A 23,736-nucleotide genomic window follows, 5' to 3' on the forward strand; every position below is an offset into this window, starting at 1 on the left:
ACAGGGGAGGGAAGGTACCCCGGCCCCCCACCCGGCCGCACCAGGAGGGGAGAGCACACACCGCCAGGCGGCCCTGGGATGCCGGCCAGGACCGCGCACCTCGCGACGTCGGGCGCGATCGTGTACGCCGTGAGGTCGCCGGAGGGCAGGCCGTGCGGGCGGTGGCCGGCGAGCCAGGTTCGGGCGGTCTCCAACATCCAGAGGTTCCATGCCTGGTAGTCATGGATATGCGGGTAGGCCCCGGGCGGCCGGGCGGGACCAGCACGCACAGTAGGAGCAGCAGACGGCCGGTCAAGGACAGGCCGAAACGGGCGGTCGGCGGCCCGGGGAGGTTCAGTTACTGTGCGGGCCGGAACGGGGTACGAGACGTCACAGGAACGACAGGGCCCGGCGGCCCGCCAACGGATGGGCGAGCCGTGAACGGCCGCGCTGGCGGTGCTGCGGTGTGGCGACCGTCCCACGCCCCAGGGGAAGGAGGATGGGAAGGTGCCTGCGAGACCCGCATCACCAGAGCACAAGCGGCGGGGCGGGAGCAGGACCCACGGTAGGAGCGGCAGACCGCCAGTCAAAGCCGGACCTGATCGGACAGACCAGACGGGCGGGCGGGTGAGCAGCGGCCGGGCAAGCGCCCCTCGGCGGGAGCAAGGCGCGCGATCGCGCGTCAGGAGCGGCGAACAGCCCGGACGACCTCCGCCCCCGGGACGCAGTACTGCTGCGCCCCGGGGGCGGGGTTGTGGTGCTGACGGTGGCGTGCGCGGCGGGGGCCGCCGAGGGCTGGCTCAGTCGCCGTAGGTGAGGCTGACGCTGTCCTTACTGACCTCCAGCTCCAGCCAGCGCAGCCCGTCCGTCACGGCGGCGCGAAGCCGCTCCAGCATCGTGGTGGTGGCGTCGCTGGACAGGGGCTCGTTCAGCGGGAAGTATTCCGCGAAGTCGTGGCCGCCGACCGGGGTGTCGCTGAGTTCGTCCTCGGTGCCGGGGCCCCAGCCGTCGGCGTGGACGACGTGGTGGTGGATGTTCTTGCCGGGCAGGTGCGGAAGGCCGTTGGACATGATGTAGGTGCCGTCGTCCTTCACCCAGATGAGGCATGCTCCGCTGGCGTCGGAGTAGGGGCTGGTGCGGTGGTCGGGTGCTGCGGCCGCGTGCTCGGCGAGAGGCAGAATGTCGGCCAGCGGGAATCGAAGTAGCAGTGGCTTGGGCATGGGCGTAAGTCCGTTCTTCTGAGGCGGAGTTGAGAACACGGGCTCGGGTCTGCATTCGGGCACGGACTGAGATGGCCGTGACGAGGTGCGGCGCGAGGGCGGGTGTGGTGGGGCGCCCCGTCCGCAAGGCGGGCGGGGCGTCTGGAAGCCCGCACGGCGCCGGACGGTCAGGGCCGTGCGGACGGGAACCGGACACACCATAGGAACGGCGGACGGCCGGTCAACCCCGGGCGCCGGTAGGGAGGGTCGCGGCAGTTCACGGCGCCGACAGCGGCTGGGGACGCGACGGCGCCACAAGGCCGGTCCGCGACTGGGGGTGCAGCGGCGGTGCCGCCGCGCCGGGGCGGACGAGGGCCATGCCGCGGACAAGGGTGGTGGCACGAAGCCCGGCCGCTCCGGGGAACGGTTCGTTCAGGTCCCGGGCCCCCCGTAGAGGGGGCTCCGCCTGGCGCATCACGACCGGTTACCACCGGGCCGGTTGAGGCCCTGGACGGCCTGGTCGCAGGTGCGGACACCGAGCCTGCGGTAGGCGCGGAGCAGGGTCGTGCGGACAGCCTGCTCGCTGATGTACAGGGCTGTGGCGATCCGGTGCGGCGACAGAGCGGCTTCGGTGTGGCGGATGATATCGGCTTCACGGGCGGTCAGCGGACGGGTGGGGTGGTCAGGCATCTCAGACGTCCGGTGTTGTAGGGGCCGGTGGTGGACCGGGCCGCACGCGATGCTTGAGGGCAACGGACGAGCCGCCGGCCCGGGACGGCGGCCAGGCACGGGGCGAACCCGATCGGGCCGGACGATGGACCGGGCCGCCGTCGGGCATCAGACCGCCCCCGGAGGGGCAGGGGCCGGAGCGCAGCGGCGCTGTTGCACGGCCGGGTCCGATGGCCCGGCCGCGCTCCTGCGGCCGGGCCGTCGTACGGGGGCGGGGGTCAGGAGAGACCCGGGACCGGCGCGAGGACGCGGAGCGTTCCGCCGACAGCCTCCAGTTCGGTCAGGTGCCCGCCGAAGACGAGAGCCCAGAAACGGCGCTCTCCGGTGGTGGGCGTGCGGGGGGTGATGCTGACCACGTCGCCCGTGGTGAGGCGGCGCGCCCGCCGCGGCCAGCAGTCGGCGTACTTGTCGGCGGACAGCCGGCGGCCGATCGCGTGGGCCTCCAGGGCAGCCGCCCGCGGGTTCAGGGCCTCGACGACGAACGTCAACGGCAGGCCAGGCAGGCCGGGATCCATGACCTGGGCCAGAACATGCCCGGGCCGGTAGGCGAAGTGACGCGAGGTGCGGCCACGGGACCCGGTGGTGACATTCAGGAACGCGGTGGCGGTGAACAGACCGGCGCAGGAGGCGGGAGTGGCGCGGCGGCCCGCGCAGTGCAATGTCAGTGGGCCCCACTCCTTGATGACCCTGGCAAGCGAGTTCAGGTACGCGTCCGCCGAACTGCTCACGTGCGGTGTCCCGTCTTCGGAGCTCACCGTGTCCTCGAAGAACCACACCGTGCCGTCGCGGTCGCTGTAGGAAGACCCGATGTCGTAGGTGGTGCCCTGGTAGACGATCGGGGTCCGGTCGATGACCGCCCGGGTGATGCCCTGCGGGCCGGTGTCCTGAAGGCGGGTCGAACGCAGGGGTATCTGTCCGTCGCGGTACCGGTGGACGTCCTTCTCGGGCGTCTTGCTCATGAGAGAGTTCTCCTGCTCGTGAAGTGGGTTGAGGGAAGGCGGGGCCGTCCCGCGCGCCGGGCCGGCGAACGCACTGGCGCCGGCATCCGCACGCCCCCACGGGGGAAGGGAGGCGGGGAGGCATCCGGGGGAAGCCCGCACGGCCAAAACAAGTCACAGCCGCCGAACGGGAACAGGGCACACCGTAGGGGCGGCAAGCGGCCGGTCAACCCCGGCCCGGGCGGCGAGGACCGGGGACAGGACGCGGCTTTCGGGGCGGGGGCCGCAGTGTGGGCGGCTCCAGGCCGGTGACCGGGACGGACGCCCCGCCGACGGCGGTCAGAAGAAGGTGGTGCTGCCGCTACAGGGACAGCCGCCGGCCCCGGGCGGATGCGGGCCCGAGACCGACGGCGGGAGTCAGCCCCGGACCGGGGGCCAGGTCAGCTCGGGGAACATCCGGCGGACCTGGGCCTCTGCCCAGGGGTGAACGGTGTCCCATGCGTCCTGGCCGGGCTCGGCGGCCCAGAAGTGCCAGCCGTTTGCGCATCCGGCAAACTCGCGGGCGAGCACCTGCATGACGTCTTGGACGGTCAGCAGGGGCGGCAACGGGTCGCCGCCCTCAAACGGCTTACTGAAGGCGGCGTAGAGCTTGGCGGCGACGGCCTCGGCATCCATGACGGCGGTGGCGGTCACGGACAGTGCCACGGTCCCGCCGATCGCCCGGCGCCAACGGTAGGAGGCGGGGACCGGGTCCGGTGCCGGGCTGCGACCGGCGGTCTCGACTGCGGCCAGGGTCTGCAACCGGGCGGCGGCCGGGCGGCGGGCGGCGAACAGCCGGAAGCACGCGACGACCGCGCTGAGCAACTCGGAGAACTCGACGTCGAACCGGGCGGGGTGACGACGCTGGCCGAGGTTAGGCGACTCGTACAACACCACCTCGTCGCCGCGTCCCTCGGTGTGGCTGGTGGGACAGTAGTGGGCCCGCAGACCGCTGAACTCGGCGATCGTGCCCGCGAGGTTGCTGCTCACGTCGGACATCAGCACCTCGCCACAGCCGTCCAGAACGGGCATGACCAGGTAGTGCGTGTCAAAGCCGCCGTGGCTCTCGTAGCGGATGCCGCGCTGGTCCAGGACAGCGCGGATGACGGTGGCGAGCGTGTCGCCGGGGTTCCACATACTCATGAGAGCTCCTGCTCGTCAGATGGGTTGATGGGTGTGGGGCCGCCCCGCACCCGAGCCGGGGACTGCGGAGTGCCGGGGCGGGCGGGGCACCCGGGGAAAGCCCTGACGGCAGGAACAACTCACGACCGCCAGGCGGGAACAGAAGGCACCATAAGACCGGCAGGCAGCCGGTCAACCCCGGACCGGAACAGGCGGGTCGGCAGTTCGGGGCGCGCCGACCCTGTCCCCTTCTGGCTGCCGGACACCCGGGCAGCGACACACCCCGCCCCACGCCCCTGCCGGCTGCGGCACCCGCCCCAACACCGGACACCGCCCCGAGGCCGAACACACACCAGCGCCCCGCCCCCACGAACACGGGGACGGGGCGCAGCAGCCACCCGCAATGGGCCGGTGTGGGAGGCGTCGGCCGGAGGCCGTTACTCGCCGCCGGGGTGGAACGCCGCCAGCGCCTCGGGCAGGAGCCGGGTGTAGATGCCTTCCAGGCCGCTGGGAGCAATCAGGCTCCAGGAGAACGTCCTGGCATCAGCGTGGAACTGCCCCCGCCCAGGGTGCGGGGCAGCATATGGACGCAGAACACCGACCCCGTAGACCCCCAGCGTCCCGTCGAGGAGTCCACCTTGCTGCTCCTCGGCGGTGTCCGGCCCGTATGTGTCGAACTGGTCGTCGGTGACGACGGCGAGCACTGGGCTGAGGTCGTCTTCGTCACGGCCGAGGAAGCTGCGCCAGTAGGCGAGGTCGGCCATCGCCTCGGCGCGGCTGGAACGGGTGTTGACGTAGCGCACGGCGTCGCGGTGGTCGGTGATCTCTTCGGTGTCGTGCAGCCACGCCTCGAACCGGTGTTCCGTGTTCATACCGACACCGCTGTGGCGGCGGCGCAGGAACCCGAACGGCTCGCCGTCGACAGGGACGGGGTATCGCAAGGTACAGACCTCGCAGGTGATCCCGGCGTGGCGCAGGAAACGCTGCAGGTGAGGAAAGCGCGCGAAGCGGGTACCGCAGTTGCAGCAGGTGTACACCTCCCAGTTGGAGGGGCTGGCGACCGTATCGTGACGGCACTGCGGGCACTGGTAGGACTTGTTGCTGTACCACTTGATGACCATCGGGACTTCCTTCTGTGATCCGGGGCGCCATGACGGCAGGCGGGCAGGAAGTGGGGCCGTCCCGTACCCCGGGCCGGCGAACGCGGGGTGCGGGACGGCGGCGGCACCTGCAACCCGCCAAGGGGAAGGAACGGGGAGGTGCAGGGGAAGCCCGCGCGGCCGGAACGACTCACGGCCGCCGGGCGGGAACAGGAGACACCGTAGGAACAGCTGCGGGCCGGTCAACCCCCACCCGAGGGTGGGCGGTCGGCGGGGCGGGGCGCAGCGGTGGTGCCCCGCCCCGGGGCGGGTTCAACGGTCCTGTGCCGGGCCGGGCGGGGGACGGTTCCGGATCGGTCGCAGGCCGGGCAGAGGCGCGCCGTGTCCTCGTTGGTGTGCGTGGTCTGGCCCCGGCCCCGACGCACCGGGCAGATGCGGCCGGTGGCCAGTCCCCGGACCAGGTCGGCGCACTCCAGCGGCCAGTAGTGGGCCAGCAGGAGAGCGGCGGCCTCGGCAAGAATGAGGCGGCGGTGCTTGACGGGTACGGTGTCCAGCGGGTCGGACGCCGGCGGGTGCGGCGTCTCGGCGGCCCTGGCGGGGCCCGGGGCCGCGAAGTGGGCGGTGCGGCGCTGTGCCGTGGTGGATGCGTGTGTGGCGGCCGGCGGGTACCGGGGAAGCCCGGCCGCCCGGACCAAGGGGGCCGGGCGGCCCGCACCCGGGGATGGGGACGGGACGAGGGCTGCGGCGACACCTGCGACCCACCCCTAGGCGGGCAGAGGAGGGCGGGCTACCGGGGAAACCCACGCGACCGGGAACAAGACGCACGGGCACACACGGCCGCCGGGTGGGAACAGGGCGCGCAGTAGGAGCGGCTGCTGACCGATCAACCGCGGGCGGGGACGGGCCCGGCCCTGGGCCGACAGTGGCTGGGGCGCAGCGGCAAGGCGGGCGGCGCCGCACGGCCACTTCGGTGGGGCGGCGCCGGGAGTTACAGCCTGAACGGGAGAGGGGGTTCAGGCGCGATCGGCGGGCTCGCCGCCCCGCTCGTCCTCGGGCTCGTCGTCGGCGCATGCCGTGCGAATCGCGGTGGCGGTGGTGACGACGTCACCCCCGAATGCCCCGCGCAGGTCGGCGATCGAGAACCCGTTGGGGAACGCCTTGATGTCGAGTTGCCAGGCTCGGTGGGCGTCGAGGTCGTTACGGTCAGCCACGTTTCCTGCAGCGAGCAGGTGCAATCGGTGGACGGCGCCGCCCCAGACGTACTCGGTGACGTCTTCGCGGGCGGCCATGTCCGGGAACAGAGCCGCCAATACGGCGGGCCTGCGCTCCGTCGGCGCGATCGCCCCGCACGCCAACGCGTCGGCGTACAGGAGCATCGCCTCCGCGACCGGCTCGCGGACCGCACCCACGATCTGCTGGAGGACCCGGTGCAGCGCCGGAGACTGCTCCTGACCGGCGGTGTCGGCGTAGTGAGCCGGGCGGCAGAAGGGACATTCCTCGCTGTCGTGGTAGGCCTCGGCGACGTACGTCACCCAGGCCCTCACCGCGGCCGGGGTGCCGGGGGGAAGGTCTGTCGCACATTCGAACCAGTGGTGCGCGAGGTCGTCGCCGGGTGCGGTGACCTGGTGAACGACCACCCGCCCGCAGCGGATCGAGGAGGCCATCAGGGCGTCGGTCAGCAGGGTGCCGTTGTGCCAGGCGGCGGTGGTCAGCCGGGCTTCGTCGATGTCGTGCAGGAGCAACATGTCGATGCGGCCCGGGCCCTGGGGGGCGAGCTGGTCTCTCATCCGGGCGACGGCGGCCACGGCCTGCTCGCCGACGCGCAGGAGAGTGGTGCCGTGCACGGTGCGCTCGGCCTGTTCGGTGCCGCTGGTCGCGGTCAGGATCAGGTCGGTGCCCGGTCCGTCGAAGGGCAGGCCTGGCTGGGTTGCCGGCTCGACGGTGACGCTGAAACCGTCGGTGTGCCACAGGGCCGCGGGCCGGTCCGGCCGGGTGCTCCAGTCGCGGCCGAGCTGGCCCGCGAGGAAACTCGCGATGTCGGCCGGGCCGGGAGTGGTCGAGTAGGGGTCGTAGACGGGCTGGGACATGGTGCCTCCAAAGGGGGTATGGGTTCCGGGGTGTCGCCACGCGCCGGGACAACGTGGCCGCCCTTGTGTCGGGACGTCTGGTGGGTGCGGCGGCCGGGACCCTGCGAGGGGGTGCGGAGTCCCGGCCGCCAGGCAAGGGCACGCGGGCCGTACTGGTCGAGTACGGCGCTGTCGACCCGAATGCTGCCGGAGTGGGCGGGGTTGGGGTAGTCGTTGAGCCAACCACGCAGAAGGAAAGACGAGTTGAGGACCGGACGGCCGGACGCCCGGGGGGCTGGTCGGGGCATCGTCCGGAGGTTGACGGAACCTCCGGACCGGTTGTACCCCGCACCCGGATCCGGGTGCGGTTCAGTGGGCTTGCCGGGCGTGCGGGAGCCTGAGGGGCTCGTTGATGCACGGCAGTTCGGTGAGGTCGCCGCCGGGGGCGAGGGCGTAGTAGCGACGGGGGCCGGTGGTGGGGGTGTGGGGGGTGATGGTGACGACGTCGCCGACGGCCAGGCGGCGGATCCGCGCGGGCCAGTAGGCAGCGTTGTGGTCGACGGCCAGGCGCCGGCCGACGGCGGCGGCCCGGCGGGCGGCGGTCAGCGGGCCGGGCGCGGGGATGGTGAACGTCAGCGGCAGGGCGGGCATGTCCGGGTCGACGGCCTGCACCAGGCTGTGCCAAGGCTGGTAGCCGAAGTAGTTCTCGGGCCAGCCGTGGGGACCGGTGGTGATGTTGAGGCAGGCCGAGGCGGTGAACAGGACGGTCGCCGGGGCGGTGGCGGTACGGCGGCGCAACAGGGTACGGCGGTGTGCGGGCATGATGGGGCTCTCCCAAAGCGTCGTGAAGGACGAGGTGGGAGAGCCCGTCGTGCGAACGACGACGGTGGCGCGATGACGGCCGGTGCGGTACGCCACGATGGCGGCCCGCTCGTGGTACGGCCGCAGCGACCGATGGTGTGCGGCACGGCCGGGACGGTGGTGTACAGCACAGCAGCCGGGCCGGGGCGCTCTCCCGGGAAGGGAAAGTAGCCACGGGATCGAGCCGGTCAACACCCCAACCACACTGGTTTGCGAAGCCGTTCAGGCCGGACGGCCCGGCAGCAGGCCCTGCCCTGTACCGGGCCTCCCCCCTCCAGGAGTCGGAGGCCGCGGACGGCACGACGCGGCATCGCGAGAAGGGCAACAGAACTCACACGCGGGGTCAGGAAGGCGGGACAGTGAGACGACCGGAATCCGAGAGTGCCGGCACCCGGATGGAACGGCGGCGGAGTGCGCCGCAATCGGCCGGGCGCCATTCCACGCCAGCCGGACCAGCATCGTGGGGACGTCCATCACGTTCGCGTCCTCCATCTGGATCTCGGGCGGCTAGCAAGTCCACGATGGCCTGCGGAACCTCCACGGACACCATGTGGTCCCGGTGCAGTTCTATCTCTCGCAGCGCCCGCTCCCGGACCTACATGTTGCACGTCGCCTTCTGCGTCTCCTCCCGCTCCTGGCGCAGCTGCGGCAGCTTCTGCTCCATCTGCGCGCGTGCGTCCTTCACCACGGGCGTCTGGTCCGCCAACACGGTCACGCCCTGCTCCAGGCAGCCCCATTCCGCCATCACGCCGTGGGACAGCGGGGCGTCCAGGTCGACGGACGCCATGTCGTGGTCCCCGTAACCGTCAGCCATCAGCCGAACGTGGCGCAGCACACCGGTGCGGCCGGTCGGCTCGATCCGCACCCGCTGACCGATGAGGTCCTTGGCGTTCTCGGCCGTGACCGACTGCTCTTCTCGCAGCTCCCGCTCCGCCTGCAGGATGCGCTCTCGGTTCCAGGAGCCGACCGGGCGGGTGGCGGTGCCGGACCGGACGGTATCCAGCCGATCGGGCTGGCCCAGTCGGGTCGCGATGAGGTGGTCGGTCCAGCCCCGGCTGTTCACCAGGTCGTACCGGTTCATGACATCCCAGGCCGCCGGAAACGCGGCGACCTTCCCAGCGTCGTCCACGGGGGCCTTGGAGCGGGGGGCATTCTTGGCGGCCGTACTGGCCTTCGCACGGGCGTTGAACTCGCCAGGGGGCGGGGCCCCAACCTCGTCCAGCAGCTTCGCCGGTTCGCCGGCGAGAGCCTGGTTCCGGGCTTCGGACTCATCGTCGTTAGCCATGTAATCCAGGGACTGGGCAATGGCCTCGAAGTAGTCCATCAGGTCACAGGCCTGGGTGGCAGTCAGCCGCACCTTGACCTTCCGCTTGCCCTTCGCGGAGTTCACGGCGGCGATCAGTCCCCGCTCCGACTGCCGATCGCTCTCGCTGCGGTACGACCGCTCCTCCAGGTACAGGTCCACCTGGTCGCGGGTCAGGACGACTTCCACGTCTTCCAGCGTCGGGATCTGGGTCTTCTCGGTGGCTGCGGGCGCCTCCAGCGTCAGCAGGACGTTGGTGATCTCTGCATGCGCTGGGGTGGCGGTGTCGTAGAACATCGCCCCGGCGGTGGCAGACAGCTCGGCGATCGGGTCGGTCACGGGGTTCCTTTGGGTCGGTGTGGGTGGGGCCGTTGGAAGGGTGAGGGGCTCGACCCGGGGCGGCCGGGCAGCGGGGTGCTTCCCATCTGACGTGTGCTTCGGGTGGCTGGCCGGAGCCCGGCGGGGTCTGCAGGGCTTCGCGTTGGAGTGGAGTTGTAGGAGGCGGCCGGTCGATGTCCGCAGGGCGGGCCTGCAGGCGCGAAGCGCAGTGCACCGGGTGGCTTCCCGGTCGCCTACGGGTGGTGGGGGGAACGGCACCCGCGCTGACACGAAGTCCGGCCGTGCAAGGCATGTGAGGCATCCAGTCGGCTCGAGCCGGCTGGACTCCGCTCTCCGGGCAGACTGCCCGGAGCGATCCCCTGACCCGGAAGGTAGCCATGCGCCACGTCCGGTCAAGCCCTCCGCCGAATCCGGGAACCTGCGGTGTTTGCGGCATGACGAAAGCCCGGACAGCGACGAACCCGGCGCCCCAGATCCAGTCCAGGGCGCCGGGCGGGCAAGAGGGTGGTGCTGACGATGGGCAGCGGTGGGAGCGGGAACGGCCGAGCCGCGGCTGCCTTGCTCTGCTGGCGGTGTGTGGCGCCGCGAGGCGGCCGGGCCCAGCTCTGCGGGCGCAGCGCGGGGTGTCCGTCCCCGGACCGGTCAGACCGCCACTATGGCGGCCGTCGGTGTTGCGCTCGGTTCGGTCGCCGTGCCAAGCGCTGTCCGTCGCCACACTGTGATGGTGCTCGGGTCCTCTCGGACCACGGTCCAACTGTCCGCTGCGAACACCTCGGCATGCGCGTCTGACAGGGCGGTCGCCAGCTCTCGTCCGGCCCTTTCCGCGTAGGCGGTGTCCGACGCGGTCACGCTCACCCGGTCGTGCAACGCGGCGAAGGCGGCGAACGGGGTGTTGTCAATGTTGACGGTGCCGTCTCGCAGGTGGGGCGGAAGCTGCGGGTGGACCCGGTGTCCGATCGTGCCATGTTCGGTGTTCTCACGGGAGAACCCTCGAGTCCACAGTAGGTCCCGTGCCGCCTGGCTCTGGGGGGTCTCCGGGCGTAGTCCGTCGCGATCCCCGATAGGCCGTTCTCCCTCGCGCACCAAAACGCCGTAGCCCGTGCCGTACAGGCTGGGCGCGTCCTCGTTGGCGTTCAGGCCTTGGGCGCGCAACGCGGCAACTGCGTCCCGGACTCGCTCCACCTGTGTCGCGTGGGAGAACGTCAGGGTGATGGCCTCCGATGCGATCGTGAGGCGGTACCGGTCCGGAATCTCCCAGTAGGGCGGGAGCACTCCGGCTCGGGACAGGCCGTGTGAGGGGAGGGCTTGTGCCACGTCCAGCGCAAGTTCGCACGGCTCGCCGGAGACGAGCAGGGACTGTACCCGCCTTGTGCGGGTCCGCGAGGACTCGGAGGACATCACCGAGAAGCCGACGTCCCGCAGTAGACCGGCGCATTCGTCGAGGAAGCGGTTGCGCATGTTCCGGACGATCCGGACGCGGCGGGCCGGCAGGCCGGCTTCGTCGGTGGCTCCGTCCTCGTACCACTCCACGATCACCTCCGCGCAGTGGTCGCGAGGGGTGGCGACGGCGCCGACCGTGCAACGCAGGTTCCTGGCCTGGTGGGCCTTCTCGGAGGCGAGGTCGGCGCGGGTCATCTGGGTGTCGGCCAGCACGTCGAGTATGGCTCGGACGGACGGGGAGACGGTGTGCTCGGGCAGGCATCCACGGACGACAGGTGATGAGGTGAGCATGAGTTCTCCAGTGTGAGAAAGAGTGGGAACGCAGCCGCGCCTGCTGGGAGGGGTGATGGCTGGCGTGTAGCGCTTGCTGCGGCGGGTCGGGACTGGGCGCAACGCCCGTCCGGGCTGGCGCGTAGACCTCGTCGGCGTAGTCGGCGCCCGGCGGAAGCGGGGCGACGGTAGCGGTTTCGCAGAGCTGAGCAAGCCTGGCAGCTACGACCGCACTGCCTTGGGCCGGGCCCGGGACGCCGGCGAGTGCGGCCTTCCGCCGCACCGGGTGGTCGGGCCTCGCGGTGGGCAATCCGGGACCTGCTCGGTGCCGGGATCGGAAGTGGGTGACGCTCCGTGGGCAGTCTGATCGGATTCGCTTCGGGCGTCCGATCGCCGTGGTCGTCCTTGTCTAGCGTGTGGTGGTGCCTCGGTTTGACCGTGTTCGGGGCGGTGCAGCTTCGACGTACTCGTTTTGTCGCGCTGGTCAGATGCGGAAGGTCGCCGAGCTGCCGACCAACGCCACGAGGGATTCCCTGGGTGGAGGATCAATGTGGATGAAGGCCCTTGGCGACACAGCGAGGTGGTGCCTCCGGCCGAAGGGACAGGTGATGTGCAGGACGTCGCCTACCGCTACTGAGCGGAGGTCGCGGGGCCACTCCACCCCCTTGTCGTCGACGCCCTGGCGGTTACCGATCTCGAAGGCTCGTTCGGCAGCGGGCAGCAGGCCCTGGGCCGTGACAGTGAGAATCAGCAGAGGGCTGCCGTCGGTCGGGCTGGCCACCGCCAGCTCGTGTCCCTTCTGGAAGCCGTCGAAGTTGACCCTCCTCCCGTCCGGGCCGAGGGCGACGTTCAGCAGGACCGCGACCTGGTAGGAACCTGGCTCAGGACAGACGAGGGCGAGGCTTGACGCGGCGCCGGGTATCCCCGCGCCGGGTCGGCGGGGTGCGGCCAGACGCAGCGCTGCCAGGTGTCGCCGGCAGGGGCGTTCCGGTAGGAGGGCACGCAGGCGGCGAGGGAGGTTGTCGGGGAAGGGTGGCACGGTGAACTCCACTTCAGGGAAGGTGATTTCTGGCCGGGAGGTGCTGTGTGGTTGCCGCTATTCGGAGTGCGGGCCGGCCTGCGGGCCTCCGGGTACCGGGGGGCGTGCTGGCGCCGGTATGCCGGGGTCTGAATCAGCGGGGCCCCGAAGCTCCCATAAGCCAGCTTCGGCCTCCGGGTAGCCGAGGTTCAACCGTTGCGCAACGTAAGGCCGGTTGATGGCCAGTCAAGAGCTTCCGCAAACGGGGTCGGTCGGTGGGCGCCGTACCGCACCCGCTCCCCCAGGCCGTGTGTAGCGGAGAGGAGCGGGCAGGCGGTGGCTGATCAGCTGGCTTCGGCCGCCGGGTGGACGGCCCAGGGCCCCGTGGTGGCAGGGTCCAGACGGACTCGCAGCGGGTCCTGGCCCGACACCGGGTTGCGCAGGGTGAGCTCGACGAACGCGGCTGGCAGGATCTGTTCGACAGCGATCACAGGTGAGTCCCGCACGTAGAGCCCCGGACGACCGACGTGGCAAGCATCGATGGGGTCGGCAAAGCCGGTGTAGGTGTTCTGGGGTTTGGTCCCTGCTGGTGCCGCGTTGTCCGGGATGAGTTGATCGGGCGTGGCGGTGGGGTGGTTCTGCAGCGATGCGACGATCCCGGCCACAAGGGGTGCAGGATCCGTGTCACCGGTGGTTCGACTGTCGTAGGCGAAGGCCAGGACTTCGCCGTCCCGGGCGTGAAGCAGGACCTGGTAGCCGTTGAGGTGGGCGTCGGGTCCGGAAGGCATCTCGGAGCGGGAGATAGCAAAGTAGATGCCGCCAGGTCCGGGGACGATGACCTGGTCGCCGGCGGCGGTGCCGTCGGAGAACTTGGCCTCCGCGGTGAGACCGGCTGCGCCGAGGGCAGCGAGCGTCTGTGTCAGGTGTGGGTGCGGGCGCTTGAGGTTCATGGATGGTGGTGCCCTTCCGGGGATGAGTCGGGAGCTGAGCGCCGGGTGACGTACGGGCCGCCGTGAGATTCCGTGTGGACGGGAGTGCTGCGCGGCCTCGCTGAGCAGCAGACGGTCCCTGTTTCCTGTGGCGCCTCGGCGCTCGGGCTGTGGCGCGGGGCGCACCATAGTGGTGTGCGGGAGCCGGTCAAGTCCGGAGGGCGATCTGGTTCCTGGTCCCGGGGTCTTGGAGAACCCGCGCTGGGCTGCGGCTTGGTGGGTGCCGGTTGACGTGCAGCCGGCAGCACCGTGGGTGGTGGTCGGGTTGGCACGGCGCCGCGTGGCGCGGGGCCGTGTGTTCGGCCGTCGTGGTGGCCTGACGGCCCTGCCGGTGAGGTCAGCGTCCGATCGAGTTCGCGTAGACGGCCAGTGCGCGACGGACAGCGGCCGTCCCGGTGTAGTCCGCGACCTTGGCGCCGCCGTCGTGGACGAGTTGGGCTCGCAGGATCCGGCCGCTGCGGGCGCCGACCGTGATCGTGCCGCACAGGGACTGCGTCCCGGCTTTGGCGTCGAGGTAGACGCGCCACGTACCGCGGTAGCGCTTGGAGCGTGTCGGGTGCAGGCCAGCCTGGGCCGCCAGGGCGATGACCTGTTGGGTGACGCGAGTCGCGTGGCCGGGTTCGGGCGCGGAAGATTGCCTGGCGGTGTTCGAGGATGCCCTGCCGGTGCCGTTGCAGTGGCCGCACCGGCCGTCCTGATCGAGATGGGCACGGCGGTAGGTACTAGCCTCGGCCTCGGCGAGTTGGCGCAGCCAGTCGGCGTGGCCGGGCTGCAGCTCGACGCGGTGCTGCTGCCCGCTCGCGGCGTCGGTGATGGTCAGTACTACAGCGCCGGTCGTGTCCTCAGGGTCGGACGGGTAGTCCTGGAAGAGCTCCCGGAGGGCGTTGGCGGCCCGGAACACCCGTTCGGTTGTCGTATTCATCTGCTTCTCCTTCCTCAGACCCGCTTCGGTGCCGGCCTGGTGGGACGTCGTGCCCGTCGGATACTCCGTGGGCTCCGGCCGCAACTCAGAGCGTGGCGGCGGTCCGCACGGTAGAGGGATCAGACGGGCGTTCAAGGAGGGTCATCGGTCGGCTTGGGAGGCGGCCCCGAACTGGCGCTACTGGGGGTGGCCAGCGTGTACGTGCCGGGGTGCCGTCCCCGGTTGCCGTGGCCGTGGCGGTGGGAACGATGCCGGGGGCTTGCTCATGGTCGTCAGGTCTGCTGCAGGAACGCCTACTTCCCAACACCTCTTGCATCTTTGGCCTGTGTTGGCGGATGGCGGGACGGCCTACGGATTCGGGGCTCTCCTGCGGCCGTTCTGACGGGCTGGTCGTTGGCGAGGAGTGTCTACCCGCCCGGGTGAGTTCGGCCGGGGCGGACTGCTTCGGTTTCGCCGAGCTGAGGGGCCAACGACGGCGTTGGGGGCGCCGCCTGGTCAGCGGCGCCCCGCGTTAGTGGGCCAGCTTGGGGATCAAAGCAACGGCAAGGTCCAGGCCGGTGGTCACGGTGAGTTGGAGACGGGCCCCGGGGGTTTCGCGCTGGGGAGCGGGAAGGTGAAGGCGCATTATGGGGGCGGTGTCGGCCAGCTGGCCGAGTACGGTGGTGTCGTAGGTATCGGTGCCGAGGCGAGCTTGATTGGTGAGAGGCCTCAGATTGGGATGGGCCGCGGCGATCCGCCGTCCGACAGGGCCGTGAACCGATCGGATCGTTCGCCAGGGACGCTGCCTTGGCGGGCTCAGGAACAGCGGGAGGACGCGCTCGGCTGCCGCCAGGGTCAACGGCGCGATGACGGTCACCGCGTGGCCGTCTCCACTAACGGTGGCGGATGCCGTAGCGTACCGGGAATGCGGCCAGCGGGCGTCGTCGCCCCGCCAAGTAAAGGCCCCGATGGCGGAATCGGGCACGGCCATGACGATGGCCTGCTGCGCCCGAATACGGCGACTGGCCCGCTGGATGTCGTTCTCGGCGCGAGCGGCTCGCTTGTCGAGGTCCGGCAGGACGGTGCACAGAGCTTCGGCTGCTAGCCTTTCCGGACCGGCTTGGGAGTTGGGCACGTAGACGTGGGCACCGATCGGAAACGGGCCACCGTTGTAACCGGCCACGATGACCGAGGTCCCGTCCTGGCCGACAAGGATCCGGCGGAAGCCGTCGGTCAGCGCCGAGGCCGGGTTGTTGTTGAAGACCACGTAGGGCTCCTTCTCGTGCGCCCAGGCTCGGGTCGCGATCGTGGGAAGTTCGGTGGCCATCTGTTGAGCGAGAACATCGAGCATGCGGGAATCTCTCCTCGGGATTGGTAGGGCGGGGGTTCACCGGAGGCACGCCGGGCCGCGCCGGGCCCGGCTCAATGCATGGGGGTCTGTGGCCGTTCCCGCCTGCCCAGTAGGGCGGGTATTTCCAGGCCAGAAGGCTCCTGATCCGCCCTCGGGTTGGTCATATGAGGGGTGTCCTACGGACCGCTGCGGCTGCCGCCGGTCAATGGGGCTGACGGTCCCGTATCTGTGGGACCGCTGCTTGTTGCGGCGACGGGTCGTCGGGTGACCGCCTCATGTGGGAGGAAGGTAGCTACCCGGGTCCGCGAGTCAACCCCCACCGGCCGGCACCGTGCAACGTCAGGTGAGCCGTTCCTCCTCCGCACGCAGCAGGGTGCGGACGGGGGTGGAGCCAGGCGCCTTCCGCCTCGTAGGGAGTCTGTCCGTCGGCCATGGCACGGATCAGGGGGATCTGCTCGGCGTAGATGCTCCCTGCACGGTCCAGGTCGGCGATCGCCCGGGCCAGCGGCCTCTGGACGACGACCGACCTTGGACGGCCGGTAGGCCCGAAATGCGGACGAGGCCTTGACGGTGCCAGATATGATGATCACCCTGGCGGCAGGAGCGCGCCGTACCTCGATTCGGGTGGTTCGGATGGAAACGTGGCAGAGCCTCTCGGGGATGGCGGCCCAGCGACTGGCGGCCGCGTCCTCCAGCGGCTGAGCGGCTGCTGGGTGCGCACGAAGCGCTGCCCGAGAACGAGCAGGCGTCCTTCACCCTGAGCCTGCGTCCGCTGCTGAACTCCGTCTGGGAGGGCGCGTTGGGCGACATGACGGCCTTCAAGGCCGTCAACCGGGCGATGACCGGCTACATGCTCAGCGAGTACTGCCACATCGACGGCCAGGACGGCCCTGACGACGCCGACGAGGACGCCGCATCGACTGTGCTGCTCGCGGCGGAAACCTACCTGTACGGACTTGCGGAGTTCGCCGTCTGGGCCAGCCGCCGCGCGGTGGAGGTCGTTCATCGGCGTGCCGAGCCCCACTCGCCCGAGCAGATCCTCGCGCACATCCACGACGGGGCGCACCTTCCGGACCTGGAGAACGCGCTGGTCCCGAATCTGCTCGCGGAACTCCGCCACCAGCTTCGCGACCTCGACCTGATCGCGGGCCGGGCTGAGGACATTCGACACTCCGAGCTTGGGCTTCCGATCGACGTCTCGGTCCGCCTACGCGTCGAGCTGTACGGTCCGCTCTCCGTGCGGGGCTGATCCGCCCGGGCCAGGTTCGCCAGGACGCCTTCGGGTCATGTGGCAACTGCCTCTGTCAGCTGGGCGGCTGTGGGAAAGGCGGTGCGCTCGTCGAACCGTTCGTGGTGCTGGAGGCAGTGCTGGAGCTGGCCGAGAAGTCGGCTGAAGAGATGGCGTTGGGCGTCGGCGTGCCAGTCTCCGTGTTCGCGGCGGGCTCGGTGGTGAGCGCCGGCACCTGGTGAGGCGGTGAGGGCGGAGAACGCCCAGAGGTAGCCGACGTGGTTGAGGCGGTCGTTCTTGACCATGCGTCGACCGATGTGGTTCATCTTCCCCGAGGCGCGGGCGACCGGTGCGGCCCCGGCGTAGGCCTTGAGGCCGCGGGTGTCGGCAAAGCGGGTGCGGTCGTCGCCAGCCTCCGCCAGGACGCGGGCCGCGAGCTGGGTACCCAAGCCAGGGAAGGACAGCAGGATCTCCGCATCAGGATGCTGAGGGAAGAGCTCCTCGACGGCCTGAGCGAGTTCGTCAGCGGCCTGGCAGATGGCGTCGAGCTGGTGCAGGAGGGCGCGCATCTGCTTGCCGAGGGCTTCCTCGACGAGCTGAGCCTGGACGACTTGGTGCGCGGCCCGGCCGGCAGGCGCCGCGGCCTCGCCGGGCGTCGGTCCTCATCGCGGCGGCTGTTGCCCCGGCACTGTCTGCTTGGGATATGAGGTGGCGTACGGTTTGCCGCAGCCGTGAGAGCTGTCGCTTGAGCGTCGCGCCGGGCATGGCGCCGTGCGGTCTGCTGGTCCATGGGGCTGGTGTCCGGACCGCCTCGGGTGGCTAGGGTTCGTCGTGCCAGAGTGCCTCGAGGTCGGTGAGCATGGCGTCTGTCGGGCCGGGCGTTCGTTCTTCGTCGACGGTGTCGAGGATCCGACCGACTCTGCCGATCTTCAGGTCGTGTTCGAGCCCGGCCAGGATCCGATGGTCGTTCAGCCGGTCCTGCAGCGATTGCTGCCGCGCCGTGCGTCGGCGGGCGGCCTGGTCCGCCAGGCCGCGAACATAGGTCTCTGGACCGATCACGCCTCTGTCCAGGTTCTGCTGGAGTTCCCGGTGTTCGGCTTCCTCGTTGGCCTGTTGCTGCTGGGCTGCAGCTTCCTGCCGGGCCTGGTCGAGTATCTGCTGTTCCCGGCGGAGTTGCTCGAGGCAACCGCTTTCGGGGTGTTGCGTCAGTGCGGCGAAGACCTGTTGCACTGCGTTGCCCATGAGGAGCCGTTCGTGCCAGCCAGACGCCCTGGTGGCGTAGAGGATGTCGCCGACGGCGGTGGAGAGCCAACTGTAAGTGGTGTCGCCGACGGTCGCACTGCCACTGGTGGGGTCACTCATGTCGGGCTCCAGGCGGTCGGGGCCGTCCCGGGTGCGGGTGGGCGGTCAGTTGGTGCAACTGCTGCGGCGGCCGTGGGCCGACGGCGCCGTCCAGGATCCCGCGCCCCGCGCCGGGTATCGAGGCCCGGCCGAGGCGCCTCCCGTTCCGCGGAAGGCACTCCAGAGAGATCCCGCGTGGCGAGATCGGCGGCCGCGCCGCGTCACGGCTCCGGGTGTGGGCTCAGCGTCGCCGGCGTCTGCCGTGCGGGGGGAACACGAAGGCGAGGACGACACCCGTCGCGACGACTGCGATCGGTGCGAGCACGTTCGGGAAGCTCGCTGCGGGGTTGCCCGTGTTCCAGAGGGCACCGGCTGTGAACATGCCCACGATGACCAGCAGGTGAGGACCGTATCGGATGACCTTGAGCGTGATCGGTGCCAACCAGCGCATGGTGTGGCCCCCCTTTCCGTTCGAAGGTCTACGGTAGCGCGGGTCGGGCTCCGCCGGTGAGGTGTCCTATCCGTCGGCGGACTGCGAGGACGGTGGCGTTGGTCTCGGGGGTGGGGGCGATGGCGAGGAGCATCGCCAGGAGCGGCTGTCCGCAGGCGATGGCCTCGGTGTCGGGGACGTCTCTCCAGGAGGCGGCGGCTTGGCGGGCGCTGGTTCGTGCGGGCCTGCTTTCAGGTCCTGTGGTCTTCGCCCATCCCTCGGCGATGTAGGTCCACAGCTCTGCGGCGTAGCGGTAGTCGCCCGTCATCCACGCGAGGTCGGCTCGTACCCCGGCTGTGGTGAGCGTGGCGGGGTGGCGCTCTCCGTGAGAAGTCGTCAGGTCGGCGAGGATGCGGTCGGCTCTGGCGGCGGCTTGGGCGAAGTCGTGGGCGCGGCCTGCCTCGTACACCGCTTGCAGGGCCTGGTCGGGTTCGGGGGGTGTCCGTCGCTGGTCGGCTAGGGGTGCGGTGGAGGGGGCGGGTGGGGAGAGTGGCTCTCCTGGGGCCAGGAGGTTGGTGCTCCCGTCCGGGTTGATCTGCAGTCTGAGGTGCTGTTCGGTGCGGGTGTCGTGGATGTCCGCCGCGAGGGGGGCTCCTGAGCCTGCCGCGTCGAGGGTGAGTTGCTGCAGGACGGCGTGTTCCGGGTCGATGCCGGGCGGGACGTGGAGGGGTTCGCCGTTGATGAGGGCGGTGGCGTCCGGGCTGATGCGCACCTGGGTGTCGGTCACGTCGTGCCTCCGGGGACAGGAAGGGTACTGGCGCCGCTGGCGGACGGGAAGGCCGGTGCGGCCCAGCCGCGGTAGCGCATTCGCCAGGTTCCGTTGGTGACGTCGGACCGGGGCCGGATGCCGATCGTGCCGTAGCCGGCGATGTCGGTGCTGGCGACCATGTCGCCCCCGAGGTAGAGGGCGACGTGGCCGTATTCACTGCCACTGTCGTAGAAGAGGAGTGCGCCGGCGGGTGGTGAGTTGTCCCCGGGGTGGGCGTCGCCGCTGGCGACGAGGCGTTGCCAGTGCACGTTGGCGGAGTCTGACCCGGAGGATCCCCAACCGTAGGTTTGCGCCACGAAGTTGTCGCAATGGTTATGGAAGTCGGATCGGCCGCTAGCCGTGCCTGCTCGCGCGGCCGCGATGGCCTGGGTGGCGGTTCGAGGGTTCTTGGCGGTGAAGTCCGCGGCGGGGTCCGCTGCTGTGTCCGTACTCGAGGAGGGTTGGCAGCCGGCGAACACCGAGGTGACGGCGGCGGTCCCCCAGGTGGTGCTGACAAGTCCGCCGGCGCTCTGTTCCCACTTGGCGTAGGCATCGGGAAACCCGGAGCCCTGTACGGCCTGAGCGACCTGGGTCAGCGGCCGTGTCTGCCAGTTGTTGGTCTTGATGAGGCTGTCGTAGAACTTGTTCGAGGCGTACACCGGGTCGGTGATCTGGGCCGTGGTTCCCCAACCCTGGCTGGGCCGCTGTTGGAAGAGCCCGATGCTGTCCCGGTCACCGTGGTCGAGGTTCTCCAGCGTCGACTCCTGCATCGCGGTGGCGACGGCGATGACCGCCGCTCGGGGGCTGAGCCCACGGGTCCGTGCGACGTTGGTGATCGTGGACGCGTTGCGGACTTGCCGCTCACTCCAGGAGGGGTTCTGCTGCGGGCCCTGGGGACTGATCGGTACGACGACCACGGCGCCGTCCTGCCCGACGGGCGGCTCCCATCCGGTGGCGGAGACCGATGTGCCCGCGCCCTGGGCGCCGCTGCCGACGGACGCGAGGGAGCCGGTACAGGTCACGGCGTTGGCATTGGCGCTGGCTCCACCCATACCTCCAAGGAAGACCAACAACAGGCCTGACATTGCCACGGGCACGACAGCGAGCATCGAGGCGCTCTTCTTCACCGCCTCACTCTGTCTTGCGAATCCGCGCAGGTCTCAGGGAGTTCGGCGTAGTTTCCGGGGACCGGGATTTCCATGCCAGAGTTCCCGCCCTGCGGATTCCACGGCGCCTCCCGTCAATCCGGCATGCCATCAGACGGCCTGAGCGCGTGTAATGGCGGGGCCAGGCACGTTGGCTGTGAGGTCCGGGGCATCGGCCAGGGTTCGGCAGGCGTTTCGGTGGCTTCCGAGTCGGCTGGACCGGGAATGTGTGCCTGATCTCCCTGCCTGGCGACCTGCCTCTTTTCTGAGGCGCTGATCTTTCATCAGGGGATCTCCCGCGCAGCGCGGGAGGCAGGGGAACAGGGTGGGCATATGGGACTGCAGGACGTCAGCCTCGCGGCTGACCCGCCACCGAAGCACGGCGGGACGGTGGACGGCCTGGTCACCGGGCTGGCCCCGGACTGGGGCCCGTTCGCATCAGTCGGCACAACGGCACGAACGGTCATCCAGGCCATCATGGCGGCGGTGATTCTGATCCTTCTGGGGCGGGCCCTGATCGGCGTGATCCACCTGAAGGTCGGGAACTCTCAGCATGACACGGTCCAGGTCAAGCAGGGGCAAAAGGAGCTCGCGGGAAGTCTTATCGCCGCATTCATTGTGGCGTCCATCGGAACACTGTTCACCATTGTTTACGGAATGGGCATCTGATGCCCCGCCGCACTCCTGCCGCCAACGATGGCGGTACACGCGTGCTGCGCGACGAACAGCCTCCGCCGAAGGCGCCGACCCCGTTTCGGGGTCCCTTGATGATTCTCGGGGCGATCCTACTTTCGGTGGTTCTGGGGGCCATTTTGATAGGCCGTGGCCAGGGCGGCTCCGGCGGCACTGCGGACAACCCGACGCCTTCCGGAAAAGCGAGCGAGGCGGCGGGTGGTTCGAGCTTGGCCGGGGCCGGCGCAACCGGCCAAGCAGCCGCGTCAAGGCTGGTCGAAGGTGTCCCGGTCGGCTACAGCAACTCACGGGAAGGGGCGGTTGCCGCGGCGGTCAACTATGAGATCGCGCGGTCGAGCACGCGCTATCTCACTGACTCCACGGCCCGTGAGCGCATCCTCAACACGATCATGGCGTCCGATGCCGCGGCCGGCCAGATCAAGGACGACAACGCCGCTGCTGCCCGGTTCTCCTCGGCCCTGGGGCTGACGGCCGACACCGCCGACAAACTGATCGCGCGGGCGTCCGCCCTCGGGTCCAGGGTCGTCAGCTACTCGCCCCAGGTGGCCACGGTCAGTGTCTGGATGAGCGGCATCGTCGGCTTGCCGACGGCCAATGCCCCGGTCCCCGTCTCGGCTTCCTGGACGACCTACACGATCGCCCTCGTCTGGCACGACGGCGACTGGAAGGCGTCGTCGATCTCGGTCACGCCCGGTCCGACCCCGCTGCAGTCGACCGGCCAGCAGCCCACCTCGGTGGACGTCTTCTCCTCAACGGACAAGGATTTCGATGCGCCTCCCTACGTGGGCTGACACACCGCTGCGCCGCGGCGTACTCGCGCTGGGCTGCGCCCTTGCTGCGATGACGACCGTCATCGCAGCCCCGCCTGCCCAGGCCAATGGCATCTCCGACGCCCTCTGCAAGGTCCCCTTCGCGGATGTGGTGTGCGGCGCCGTCGAGGGCGCCAAAGAGATCGTCGACTTCGCCAAGGATCCGCTCGGCTATGTCGCCAAAACGATTTCCAATTCCGTCGTCAGCGCCATGACCTCTTTGACCGAGGACCTCACACGCTGATGGGTATCACCCAGATCGACTGGAGCAACGCCGGCTTCATCCGGACTTACACCATGGCCTTCGGCGCCTCGGTCTTCCTGACTGTCGTGCTCTGGCTCGTGGCCGTCGCGAAGCGGGCGTTCCAAGGCGTCGATCCCCTGCGGGCGCTGGGCGAATCCATCGGATACCTCCTGCTGTCCGTCATGACGTCCGCCTTCGCTCCGCTGGGCATCGCCTACATGACCCAGGTCTTCGACGGCATCGCGGACGCGATGCTGGCACCTGTCGGCTGGGACCTGGTGAAGATCGGGGCGGTGCTCGGAGGCATGCTCGCCATCCTGTGTTTCATTCCGGGGGGCGCGGTCATCGTCATCGCAGTCGGTTTCTTCCTGCTGATGGCGATCCTTGGTGTCTGGCTCGAGCTCATCGTCCGCAACGCCCTCATCTACACCGGTCTGGTCTTTGGCCCCACCGTCTTCGCCGGGCTGGTCGACAGGGACCTCTGGGGCCACAGCAAGCGGTGGTTCGGGATCCTCGCAGGGATCATCGCCTCGAAGTATGTGACCTTCACGACCCTGGCCCTCGCCAGTGCGCTGCTGGCCGAGCAGAAGAGCGACAAGGCCAGTATCGCCCAGGCGTTCGGAACCATCCTGACGGCACTGGCCCTTCTGTTCCTGGCCCTGTACCTCCCCTTCCAGGTCGCCAGGTTCGTGCCGATCCTCGGCGACCAGGTCCAGGACGTCTTCAATTCGCGCAAGCAGATGGAGGGCGGCCTCTCCAACGCTGCGCAGTCCGCCAGGTCTAGCTTCGGTGAGATCAAGTCCAAACTCGGAGGCTCCTCCGACGACGACAGTGAGGCCGGTTTCGGCGACGGGGCCGAGGGCGCCGCCGCCGCTGTCGGCGGCGAGGCGGCACCGGGCGGCGGTCTAGCGAGGGCTGCCGGGGATGGCGGGCAGGAGGTCGAGGCCGCCGCGATGCGCGGGGTGGACGGAGCCACCGCCGCAACTGAGCAGGATGACAGCCAAGGCGACGAGACGGCCGCCGTCGACGGTGCTGCAGGCTCGCCCGACCAGACCCAGGGCACTGACGGTCAGACGCAGAACGTGGACGAGCAGGCACAGCCCGGCTCGGCCGACGTGCCGCAGGCCGAGGACCCGCAGCAGGACCCCGTCGCCGGTGCGGCTTCGCCTGACGACGGCCCGGGCGCAGGCCCGTCGGAGTCTGTGGGGGGTGGGAGCTTGTCGGGCGGCACCGCCTCGGGTCCCGCCCGATTCGGTGAGGATCCGGCGCCGCTCGCCGACGCGGCCCTGTCAGTTTCGACGGCGCCAGCCGAGACCTTCTCGGATGGCAGTCCGGTGGAGGAGCCCCCCTACGACGGTGAGTGAGCCAGGAGCCGGCCAGCAGAAAACACACCC

Annotated in this window: 22 protein-coding genes and 1 pseudogene; 5 read left to right on the forward strand and 18 right to left on the reverse strand. The window is 70.1% G+C overall.

Translation table 11 applies throughout. The annotated features are described in order from the left end of the window. Positions 1 to 779: 779 nt before the first annotated feature. The 13 genes from ACIOGZ_RS41340 to ACIOGZ_RS41400 all read right to left on the reverse strand — a co-directional run bounded on the left by ACIOGZ_RS41340 (position 780) and on the right by ACIOGZ_RS41400 (position 15,644). Positions 780 to 1,199: a DUF3085 domain-containing protein gene (locus tag ACIOGZ_RS41340; RefSeq protein WP_400989798.1), complete on the reverse strand. Its 420-nt coding sequence runs from the start codon at positions 1,197 to 1,199 to the stop codon at positions 780 to 782. A 453-nt stretch (positions 1,200 to 1,652) separates the two neighbouring features. Beyond that, entirely contained in the window at positions 1,653 to 1,868 is a 216-nt protein-coding gene (locus ACIOGZ_RS41345) for a LuxR C-terminal-related transcriptional regulator (RefSeq protein ID WP_400989801.1), read from the reverse strand. Between the two features lie 257 nt (positions 1,869 to 2,125). Beyond that, positions 2,126 to 2,866, reverse strand: coding sequence for a phiSA1p31-related protein (locus ACIOGZ_RS41350; protein WP_400989804.1), 741 nt, complete (start codon positions 2,864 to 2,866; stop codon positions 2,126 to 2,128). Between the two features lie 396 nt (positions 2,867 to 3,262). Further along, the gene (locus ACIOGZ_RS41355; RefSeq protein WP_363632147.1) at positions 3,263 to 4,027 is read right to left on the reverse strand and encodes a hypothetical protein; all 765 of its coding nucleotides are present in this window, start codon (positions 4,025 to 4,027) and stop codon (positions 3,263 to 3,265) included. Between the two features lie 416 nt (positions 4,028 to 4,443). Beyond that, a complete protein-coding gene (locus ACIOGZ_RS41360; protein WP_363632149.1) occupies positions 4,444 to 5,127 on the reverse strand; it encodes a hypothetical protein in 684 nt (227 codons plus the stop codon). 992 nt (positions 5,128 to 6,119) lie between these two features. Beyond that, positions 6,120 to 7,193 (reverse strand): hypothetical protein, encoded by a 1,074-nt coding sequence (locus ACIOGZ_RS41365; RefSeq protein WP_400989807.1) that lies wholly within the window; start codon positions 7,191 to 7,193, stop codon positions 6,120 to 6,122. A 348-nt stretch (positions 7,194 to 7,541) separates the two neighbouring features. Continuing rightward, positions 7,542 to 7,994 carry a hypothetical protein gene (locus tag ACIOGZ_RS41370; RefSeq protein ID WP_363632152.1) on the reverse strand — a complete coding sequence of 151 codons (453 nt, stop codon included), beginning with the start codon at positions 7,992 to 7,994 and terminating at the stop codon, positions 7,542 to 7,544. A gap of 634 nt (positions 7,995 to 8,628) precedes the next feature. Beyond that, the gene (locus ACIOGZ_RS41375; RefSeq protein WP_363632154.1) at positions 8,629 to 9,675 is read right to left on the reverse strand and encodes a hypothetical protein; all 1,047 of its coding nucleotides are present in this window, start codon (positions 9,673 to 9,675) and stop codon (positions 8,629 to 8,631) included. 642 nt (positions 9,676 to 10,317) lie between these two features. Beyond that, positions 10,318 to 11,406 (reverse strand): hypothetical protein, encoded by a 1,089-nt coding sequence (locus ACIOGZ_RS41380; RefSeq protein ID WP_363632155.1) that lies wholly within the window; start codon positions 11,404 to 11,406, stop codon positions 10,318 to 10,320. Between the two features lie 463 nt (positions 11,407 to 11,869). Further along, positions 11,870 to 12,436 carry a hypothetical protein gene (locus ACIOGZ_RS41385; RefSeq protein ID WP_400989812.1) on the reverse strand — a complete coding sequence of 189 codons (567 nt, stop codon included), beginning with the start codon at positions 12,434 to 12,436 and terminating at the stop codon, positions 11,870 to 11,872. Positions 12,437 to 12,747: 311 nt separating this feature from the next. Continuing rightward, entirely contained in the window at positions 12,748 to 13,353 is a 606-nt protein-coding gene (locus ACIOGZ_RS41390; RefSeq protein WP_400989814.1) for a hypothetical protein, read from the reverse strand. A 376-nt stretch (positions 13,354 to 13,729) separates the two neighbouring features. Continuing rightward, complete coding sequence (locus ACIOGZ_RS41395; protein WP_363632159.1) at positions 13,730 to 14,314, reverse strand: hypothetical protein; 585 nt, start codon at positions 14,312 to 14,314, stop codon at positions 13,730 to 13,732. A 511-nt stretch (positions 14,315 to 14,825) separates the two neighbouring features. Then, positions 14,826 to 15,644 carry a hypothetical protein gene (locus tag ACIOGZ_RS41400; RefSeq protein WP_363632161.1) on the reverse strand — a complete coding sequence of 273 codons (819 nt, stop codon included), beginning with the start codon at positions 15,642 to 15,644 and terminating at the stop codon, positions 14,826 to 14,828. A gap of 799 nt (positions 15,645 to 16,443) precedes the next feature. On the opposite strand from ACIOGZ_RS41400, the gene ACIOGZ_RS41405 reads away from it, so the two are divergent. Next, positions 16,444 to 16,893 carry a hypothetical protein gene (locus ACIOGZ_RS41405; RefSeq protein WP_363632162.1) on the forward strand — a complete coding sequence of 150 codons (450 nt, stop codon included), beginning with the start codon at positions 16,444 to 16,446 and terminating at the stop codon, positions 16,891 to 16,893. A gap of 35 nt (positions 16,894 to 16,928) precedes the next feature. Here ACIOGZ_RS41405 and ACIOGZ_RS41410 read toward each other — a convergent pair. From ACIOGZ_RS41410 to ACIOGZ_RS41430, 5 genes and pseudogenes are all read right to left on the reverse strand, one after another. Beyond that, positions 16,929 to 17,477: pseudogene (locus ACIOGZ_RS41410) on the reverse strand (transposase); the annotation flags it as partial. Positions 17,478 to 17,691: 214 nt separating this feature from the next. Continuing rightward, on the reverse strand, positions 17,692 to 18,234 hold the full coding sequence (locus tag ACIOGZ_RS41415) for a hypothetical protein (RefSeq protein ID WP_363632163.1): 543 nt from the start codon (positions 18,232 to 18,234) through the stop codon (positions 17,692 to 17,694). A gap of 220 nt (positions 18,235 to 18,454) precedes the next feature. Next, entirely contained in the window at positions 18,455 to 18,655 is a 201-nt protein-coding gene (locus ACIOGZ_RS41420) for a hypothetical protein (protein ID WP_363632164.1), read from the reverse strand. A gap of 37 nt (positions 18,656 to 18,692) precedes the next feature. Continuing rightward, positions 18,693 to 19,430 carry a hypothetical protein gene (locus tag ACIOGZ_RS41425; RefSeq protein ID WP_363632166.1) on the reverse strand — a complete coding sequence of 246 codons (738 nt, stop codon included), beginning with the start codon at positions 19,428 to 19,430 and terminating at the stop codon, positions 18,693 to 18,695. Next, on the reverse strand, positions 19,427 to 20,578 hold the full coding sequence (locus tag ACIOGZ_RS41430) for a hypothetical protein (RefSeq protein WP_400989819.1): 1,152 nt from the start codon (positions 20,576 to 20,578) through the stop codon (positions 19,427 to 19,429). The genes ACIOGZ_RS41425 and ACIOGZ_RS41430 overlap by 4 nt, the downstream gene beginning before the upstream one ends. A gap of 351 nt (positions 20,579 to 20,929) precedes the next feature. On the opposite strand from ACIOGZ_RS41430, the gene ACIOGZ_RS41435 reads away from it, so the two are divergent. Genes ACIOGZ_RS41435 through ACIOGZ_RS41450 form a run of 4 tightly spaced genes read left to right on the forward strand, consistent with a single transcriptional unit; the run spans position 20,930 to position 23,706 of the window. Further along, entirely contained in the window at positions 20,930 to 21,265 is a 336-nt protein-coding gene (locus ACIOGZ_RS41435) for a hypothetical protein (protein WP_363632170.1), read from the forward strand. A 41-nt stretch (positions 21,266 to 21,306) separates the two neighbouring features. After that, positions 21,307 to 22,080 carry a hypothetical protein gene (locus tag ACIOGZ_RS41440; protein WP_363632171.1) on the forward strand — a complete coding sequence of 258 codons (774 nt, stop codon included), beginning with the start codon at positions 21,307 to 21,309 and terminating at the stop codon, positions 22,078 to 22,080. A gap of 49 nt (positions 22,081 to 22,129) precedes the next feature. Beyond that, entirely contained in the window at positions 22,130 to 22,342 is a 213-nt protein-coding gene (locus ACIOGZ_RS41445; protein WP_363632172.1) for a hypothetical protein, read from the forward strand. Then, entirely contained in the window at positions 22,342 to 23,706 is a 1,365-nt protein-coding gene (locus ACIOGZ_RS41450) for a hypothetical protein (protein WP_363632173.1), read from the forward strand. Before ACIOGZ_RS41445 ends, ACIOGZ_RS41450 begins: the two co-directional genes overlap by 1 nt. The last annotated feature ends 30 nt before the right edge of the window (positions 23,707 to 23,736 follow it).

Origin of the sequence: Kitasatospora sp. NPDC088160 (genome assembly GCF_044741445.1) — a bacterium.
In the GTDB taxonomy this organism is placed as follows: Bacteria; Actinomycetota; Actinomycetes; order Streptomycetales; family Streptomycetaceae; genus Kitasatospora.